This window comes from Streptomyces sp. NPDC058469 (assembly GCF_042721125.1).
In the GTDB taxonomy this organism is placed as follows: Bacteria; Actinomycetota; Actinomycetes; order Streptomycetales; family Streptomycetaceae; genus Streptomyces.
The window spans coordinates 1-6,576 of record NZ_JBHXME010000289.1 but is presented as its reverse complement, the minus strand read 5'-3'; the positions used below and the strand labels follow the sequence as shown (position 1 = coordinate 6,576).

Annotated in this window: 8 protein-coding genes; 4 read left to right on the top strand and 4 right to left on the bottom strand. The window is 67.7% G+C overall.

The window, feature by feature from the left end; genetic code table 11:
* Window positions 1-766: hypothetical protein (locus ACFWP5_RS51295; protein ID WP_384173973.1), on the bottom strand; the 766-nt coding region annotated here is incomplete at its 3' end.
* Between the two features lie 132 nt (window positions 767-898).
* Here ACFWP5_RS51295 and ACFWP5_RS51290 point away from each other — a divergent pair.
* The 3 genes from ACFWP5_RS51290 to ACFWP5_RS51280 all read left to right on the top strand — a co-directional run bounded on the left by ACFWP5_RS51290 (window position 899) and on the right by ACFWP5_RS51280 (window position 3,319).
* Window positions 899-1,690 carry an ABC transporter ATP-binding protein gene (locus ACFWP5_RS51290; protein ID WP_384173970.1) on the top strand — a complete coding sequence of 264 codons (792 nt, stop codon included), beginning with the start codon at window positions 899-901 and terminating at the stop codon, window positions 1,688-1,690.
* Between the two features lie 76 nt (window positions 1,691-1,766).
* Window positions 1,767-2,201, top strand: coding sequence for an NfeD family protein (locus ACFWP5_RS51285; RefSeq protein ID WP_384173967.1), 435 nt, complete (start codon window positions 1,767-1,769; stop codon window positions 2,199-2,201).
* Window positions 2,202-2,353: 152 nt separating this feature from the next.
* Window positions 2,354-3,319: an SPFH domain-containing protein gene (locus ACFWP5_RS51280; RefSeq protein ID WP_266767274.1), complete on the top strand. Its 966-nt coding sequence runs from the start codon at window positions 2,354-2,356 to the stop codon at window positions 3,317-3,319.
* Window positions 3,320-3,386: 67 nt separating this feature from the next.
* Here ACFWP5_RS51280 and ACFWP5_RS51275 read toward each other — a convergent pair whose 3' ends face one another.
* From ACFWP5_RS51275 to ACFWP5_RS51265, 3 genes are all read right to left on the bottom strand, one after another.
* Complete coding sequence (locus ACFWP5_RS51275; protein WP_384173963.1) at window positions 3,387-3,893, bottom strand: HNH endonuclease; 507 nt, start codon at window positions 3,891-3,893, stop codon at window positions 3,387-3,389.
* A 145-nt stretch (window positions 3,894-4,038) separates the two neighbouring features.
* Window positions 4,039-4,578: a YbhB/YbcL family Raf kinase inhibitor-like protein gene (locus ACFWP5_RS51270; RefSeq protein WP_384173960.1), complete on the bottom strand. Its 540-nt coding sequence runs from the start codon at window positions 4,576-4,578 to the stop codon at window positions 4,039-4,041.
* Between the two features lie 40 nt (window positions 4,579-4,618).
* Window positions 4,619-5,401, bottom strand: coding sequence for a sporulation protein (locus ACFWP5_RS51265; RefSeq protein ID WP_384173958.1), 783 nt, complete (start codon window positions 5,399-5,401; stop codon window positions 4,619-4,621).
* A 137-nt stretch (window positions 5,402-5,538) separates the two neighbouring features.
* On the opposite strand from ACFWP5_RS51265, the gene ACFWP5_RS51260 reads away from it, so the two are divergent.
* Entirely contained in the window at window positions 5,539-6,180 is a 642-nt protein-coding gene (locus ACFWP5_RS51260) for a DNA-3-methyladenine glycosylase (protein WP_384173955.1), read from the top strand.
* The last annotated feature ends 396 nt before the right edge of the window (window positions 6,181-6,576 follow it).

Genomic DNA, 6,576 nt, shown 5'->3' with positions numbered 1-6,576 from the left:
CCTCCACAACGGAGTTGTACGCCGCGACCTGCGCCCGCCGAGCTGTCCGCTCCACCGGCCGCAACGCCTCCGCCCGCGCCCCCATCTCGGACGCGCTCACCGCACCCCCGGGCCCGTTCTCGTACGCCACGGAAACCAGCAGCCCGACCCGCTGCGCAAGCTCCAGCACCCGCACCGCCCGCGGCGGATACCCCGGCGCCAGCACCTCCCGCCCCCGCTCCGCCCGCGCGCGATACGCGTCGACCGCCGCCTCGGCCACCGGCCCCGACCCGGCCACGTCCAGCCGCGACAACACCGCCGTCGCATCCCGCAGCGCCTCCGCCAGCTCCCGCTCGGCCTCCCCGAGCGAGGGCACATCGGCGGGCGGCGCCTCCCGCACCGGCAGGCAGTGCCACACGACCTCGACATGGAGGTCGCCGGCGGGACCGGCCTCGTACACCTCGGGAACGAGGCCGAGCGCGACGCCGTAGCAGATCACCGCCTCCTCGGCCTCCAGGGCCCGGGCGTTGAAGTCGGGCGGGCCGCTCAGCCCCAGCGGGTGTCCCGAGGTGGGCAGGGCCACCCGCAGTCCGGTCGCCCCGAGGGCGCGCAGCCGTCCCAGTGCGAGTGTGAGTCCGACGGGTGCCGACTCGCCCGGCAGCCCCTCCACCCGGTGCACGGCGTCCTCGCCCACGATGGCGAGCACGGCGTCGTCGGGTGAGACAAGCCCGGCCAACAGGGCATTTCCCCAGGCGGCGAGGCGTCCTGAACGTGGTTCCGAAAGCATGCCCTCCACCCTAAGGACAGGACCGATGGAATGGACCGCCCGGCCGGTGGCGTAGATTTCTTCGAGGGCTGCGCCTACCGGCGCACGCGACAGCCGAGACAGGCCGACGATGCAATGGGAGACAGCGCGCTCATGAGCGATGTTCTGGAGCTGGAGGACGTAACCGTGGTCCGGGAGGGCCGGGCTCTGGTGGATCAGGTCTCCTGGTCGGTCAAGGAGGGCGAGCGCTGGGTCATCCTCGGCCCGAACGGCGCCGGCAAGACCACGCTCCTGAACGTCGCGTCCAGCTACCTGTTCCCCAGCAGCGGCACCGCCACCATCCTCGGCGAGACCCTCGGCAAGGTCGACGTCTTCGAACTGCGTCCCCGCATCGGCGTGGCCGGCATCGCCATGGCCGAGAAGCTCCCCAAGCGCCAGACCGTCCTGCAGACCGTGCTGACCGCCGCCTACGGCATGACCGCCGGGTGGAACGAGGACTACGAGGACATCGACGAGCAGCGCGCCCGCGCCTTCCTCGACCGCCTCGGCATGAGCGACTACCTGGACCGCAAGTTCGGCACCCTGTCCGAGGGCGAGCGCAAGCGCACCCTCATCGCCCGCGCCCTGATGACCGACCCCGAGCTCCTCCTCCTCGACGAGCCCGCCGCCGGCCTCGACCTCGGCGGCCGCGAGGACCTCGTACGCCGCCTCGGCCGCCTCGCCCGCGACCCGATCGCCCCCTCCATGATCATGGTCACGCACCACGTCGAGGAGATCGCCCCCGGCTTCACCCACGTCCTGATGATCCGTCAGGGCAAGGTCCTCGCCGCGGGCCCGCTGGAGCTCGAACTCACCGCCCGCAACCTGTCGTTGTGCTTCGGCCTCCCGCTCATCGTGGAGCAGATCGGCGACCGCTGGACCGCGCACGGTCTCCCCATGGCCTGAACTGCCTTGTAAGAAGCGGGTGTAGGGACATGTGCGCCCTGTCCGTGACGGGACCCGCAGCCCTACCATTGACCATGTGAACGACATCGGCGCATGGGTGTGGTGGCTCGTCGGCGCGGTAGCACTCGGGATTCCCCTCGTGGTGACCGCGATGCCGGAGTTCGGCATGTTCGCCGCGGGCGCCGTCGCCGCCGCGGCGACCGCCGGGATCGGCGGGGACCTCGTCGTCCAGGTCCTCGTCTTCGTCTTCGTCTCGGTCGCCCTCATCGCGGTCGTACGACCCATCGCGACCCGGCACCGTTCGACGCTGCCCCAACTCGCCACGGGCATCGATGCCTTGAAGGGCAAACAGGCCGTCGTCCTGGAGCGCGTCGACGGCTCCGGCGGCGGCCGGATCAAGCTGGCCGGAGAGATCTGGTCGGCACGCTCACTCGACGCCGACCGTGCCTACGAACCGGGCCAGGAGGTGGACGTCGTGGAGATCGAGGGGGCCACCGCGATCGTCATCTGACCTCGCAGGACTCAGCCGATGACCTCGCAGGACTCAACTGAACAGAACAGCACACGAGTTGCGCGGCGGTCTGACAGACTCGACCAGCAAGATCTTCAACAACCATAAGATCTTCCGAAAGCGCCGAGGCGGAGAAGGGTACGGGGAGCACGATGGAACCGGTCATCATCGTCTTGATCATCCTGGTGGTGTTGGTCTTCATCGCTTTGATCAAGACGATCCAGGTCATCCCGCAGGCAAGTGCCGCGATTGTGGAGCGCTTTGGCCGCTACACACGGACACTGAACGCGGGACTCAATATCGTCGTCCCGTTCATCGACACCATCCGCAACCGCATCGACCTGCGCGAACAGGTCGTACCGTTCCCGCCGCAGCCGGTGATCACCCAGGACAACCTGGTCGTCAACATCGACACGGTCATCTACTACCAGGTGACGGACGCGCGGGCCGCGACCTACGAAGTGGCCAGCTACATCCAGGCGATCGAGCAGCTCACGGTCACCACGCTCCGCAACATCATCGGCGGCATGGACCTGGAGCGCACCCTGACCTCCCGCGAGGAGATCAACGCGGCGCTGCGCGGCGTCCTCGACGAGGCCACCGGCAAGTGGGGCATCCGCGTCAACCGCGTCGAACTCAAGGCGATCGAACCGCCCACCTCCATCCAGGACTCGATGGAGAAGCAGATGCGCGCCGACCGCGACAAGCGCGCCGCGATCCTCACCGCGGAGGGCACGCGCCAGGCCGCCATCCTCACCGCCGAGGGCGAGAAGCAGTCCCAGATCCTGCGCGCCGAAGGCGAGGCCAAGGCAGCTGCCCTGCGCGCCGAGGGTGAGGCCCAGGCCGTCCGTACGGTCTTCGAGGCGATCCACGCGGGCGACGCCGACCAGAAGCTCCTGAGCTACCAGTACCTCCAGATGCTCCCCAAGATCGCCGAAGGCGACGCCAACAAGCTCTGGATCGTCCCCAGCGAGATCGGCGACGCCCTCAAGGGCCTCTCCGGCGCCATGGGCAACATGGGCCCGTTCGGCGGCGGTTCGGGCAACGACGGAGGCAACTCCGGCAACTCGGGCGGCAATTCGGAACGCCAACGCCGAGAGAAGCCGTCCATCGACTGACAACTCCGCGCTACGACAATGGGGCCCACCTCCCGCAGGAGGTGGGCCCCAATTCTGTTCACACGCCCTACGCGGCCGGCTGGACCAGCCACTCCGGCAGCGCGTCGAAGTCCTCAGTACCCAGCGCCAACAGCATCGCGTCCGCCGGCGTCGGCTCGAACGGCTGCCGCAGCAACGGCATACCCGCCTGCTCCGGAGTCCGCGCCGCCTTGCGGTGGTTGTCCTCCGCGCACGACGCCACCGTGTTCAGCCAGGAGTCCTGACCGCCCTGCGCCCTCGGCACCACGTGGTCGACCGTCGTCGCCCGCCTGCCGCAGTACGCGCACCGGTGCCGGTCCCGGACCAGCACACCGCGCCTCGACCACGGGGCTTGTCTTCGGAACGGCACCCTCACATACCTGCACAACCGGATCACCCGGGGGGCCGGTATATCAACCGCGGCTCCACGCATACGCAGTTCGGGGTGGGCCTGCTCGACGACAGCCTTGTCCTGGAGCACCAGCACGATGGCTCGATTCAACGTCACCGTCGACAGTGGCTCAAAGCTCGCGTTCAGCACCAGCGTGTCTCGCATCCAGCCCACCTCCCATGCGCAACCGGCCCACCGCACGGCGGGCTTGGATCAACTCTGGCCGGGCACGCCGAGATGGACAACGCAATAAAAAATGCCCGCCTCTGATCAATTCCAAGACCAGAGGCGGGCAAACGTTCCATGAACGTCAGTCTTCGGCGGGCACCTCGTACTCACCGATCAGCTGGGCACGCGCCAGCGTGTGGAACCGCAGGTTGAAACCGACGACCGCCGGAGAAACCTCCGAGTCCGGACCGAGCTTCTCCGCGTCCACGGCGTACACCGTGAACACATAACGGTGCGACCCGTCCCCGGGCGGCGGCGCGGCCCCGCCGAAGTCCTTCGACCCGTAGTCGTTCCGCACCTGTACGGCGCCCTCCGGCAGCCCCTCGAACTTGCCGCTGCCCGCACCCGTCGGCAGCTCGGTCACCGAGGCCGGGATGTCGAACACCGACCAGTGCCAGAACCCGCTGCCCGTGGGGGCGTCCGGGTCGTAGCAGGTCACGGCGAAACTCTTGGTCTCGGGCGGGAAGCCCTCCCACCGCAGCTGCGGCGAGGTGTTGCCGGCCGCGTAGACCTGAGCCTCCTTGAGCGTGGCCCCCGGCTCGACGTCCTCACTCGTCACCGTGAACGACGGCACGGGCGGGTGGAAGTCATGGGGGAGCGGCCGCCGCTTGAGCTCGGTCACCTCGGTACCTCCTGATCGGTTTCTTCAGTGGATACCGAGCCTAGAACCAGTTGCGCTTGCTGCCGACCTCGGACAGCCACTGGTTGAGGTACGCAGCCCAGTCCGTCCCGTGGAAGTCGTGCAGACCCACCTGGAAGGACCGGAAGGTGTCACTGCCCTCACTGAACAGGCCCGGCTTCTTGTCCATCTCCAGGATGACGTCCATCGCGTTCGCATCGGCCACGAAGCTCAACTCGACCTGGTTCAGCCCGCGGTACTGCGACGGCGGGTGGAACTCGATCTCCTGGTAGAACGGCAGCTTCTGCCGCGTCCCCCGGATGTGACCCCGCTCCATGTCCGCGTTCTTGAACCGGAAGCCCAGCCGGATGAAGGCGTCCAGGATCGCCTTCTGCGCCGGCAGCGGGTGCACGCTGACCGCGTCGAGGTCGCTGGAGTCCACGGCACGCGCGATCGCCAGCTCCGTGCTCACCCCGATGTGCATCCCGCGCAGCGGCTGACCGTCGATCGTCGTGATCGGCGTCTCCCAGGGGATCTCAAGCCCGAACGGCACCGCGTGCACGGCACCCGCCTGCAGTTCGAAGGCGTCGCCCAGCCGCACCTTCGTGAACTCGATGTCCTGCTTGTACTCCTGGTCGCCGCTCTCGATCTCGACCTTGGCCTGCAGTCCGACCGAGAGCCCTTGGATCTCCTGGTTGACGGACCCGCCCTGGATCCGCACCTCGCCCTGGACGACACCACCCGGAACGACGTTGACCTCGGTCAGCACCGTCTCCACCGAAGCCCCGCCGGCCCCCAGGCTCGCGAGCAGCTTCTTGAACGCCATGACTCTCCCTTTAGGTATGGACCCTTGATCCCTACAAACGCGATCCGACCGCGCCCGGTTCCGCGCCACACCCTGGCAAGCGGACGGAACCTTGACCACCCCTTGGCACAAGCGCGCCTGGACTACGCTCGGACGCCATGATCGCGCTCCCGGACCGTATGCCACTCCCCAGAGAGTTCTTCGACCGCCCTGTACTGGAGGTCGCCCCTGACCTCCTCGGCCGCATCCTCGTCCGCACGACCCCCGACGGCCCGATCGTCCTGCGCATCACAGAGGTCGAGGCCTACGACGGCGGCAACGACCCCGCCTCGCACGCATATAGAGGTCCGACGGCCCGCAACGGCGTGATGTTCGGTCCGCCCGGGTACGTGTACGTCTACTTCACCTACGGCATGTGGCACTGCATGAACCTGGTGTGCGGCCCCGAGGGCACGTCGAGGGCGGTGCTGCTCCGCGCCGGCGAGATCATCGAGGGCGCCGAGCTGGCCCGCAAACGTCGACTCTCGGCCCGAAATGACAAAGAACTGGCCAAAGGCCCCGCACGCCTGGCCACCGCCCTGGACGTCGACCGCTCCCTGGACGGCACGGACGCGTGCACCCCGGGCGAGACACCCCTGAGAATGCTGGCCGGTACACCCGTGCCCTCCCATCAGGTAAGCAGCGGGCCCCGCACCGGTGTGTCCGGCGAGGGCGCGGTCCACCCCTGGCGGTTCTGGATCACCAACGACCCTACGGTGAGCCCTTATCGGGCCCATACGCCGAGGCGTCGCCCAAGTTGACGCGTCTTGGCAGGGTGCGTAATGTAGCCCGAGCCGCTTGACCCGGGTACGGCAATCGCCAGCAGCCGGAAGCGGCCAACCCACTACCAACGACTCTCCCTCGCTGAGGGCGCATTCGGCGTGCCTGCATGCCTGAATTCGAACTCGCGGAACTCGATTATGAGTTGCCGAGGGGATCGGCTAACGTAGTGAATGTCGAAAGGCCGACAGGCGAAAGTCCAAAGCCCTTGACAATCCCCTCCGACAGGGAATCGGGCCCGGAAACGGTCTGATAGAGTCGGAAACGCAAGACCGAAGGGAAAAGCCCGGAGGAAAGCCCGAGAGGGTGAGTACAAAGGAAGCGTCCGTTCCTTGAGAACTCAACAGCGTGCCAAAAATCAACGCCAGATATGTTGA

Excerpts from the sequence above, each read along its gene's own strand:
- ACFWP5_RS51290 (WP_384173970.1), top strand. The coding sequence starts at position 899 with ATGAGCGATGTTCTGGAGCTGGAGGACGTAACCGTGGTCCGGGAGGGC.
- ACFWP5_RS51280 (WP_266767274.1), top strand. The coding sequence starts at position 2,354 with ATGGAACCGGTCATCATCGTCTTGATCATCCTGGTGGTGTTGGTCTTC.
- ACFWP5_RS51275 (WP_384173963.1), bottom strand. The coding sequence starts at position 3,893 with ATGCGAGACACGCTGGTGCTGAACGCGAGCTTTGAGCCACTGTCGACG.
- ACFWP5_RS51265 (WP_384173958.1), bottom strand. The coding sequence starts at position 5,401 with ATGGCGTTCAAGAAGCTGCTCGCGAGCCTGGGGGCCGGCGGGGCTTCG.
- ACFWP5_RS51260 (WP_384173955.1), top strand. The coding sequence starts at position 5,539 with ATGATCGCGCTCCCGGACCGTATGCCACTCCCCAGAGAGTTCTTCGAC.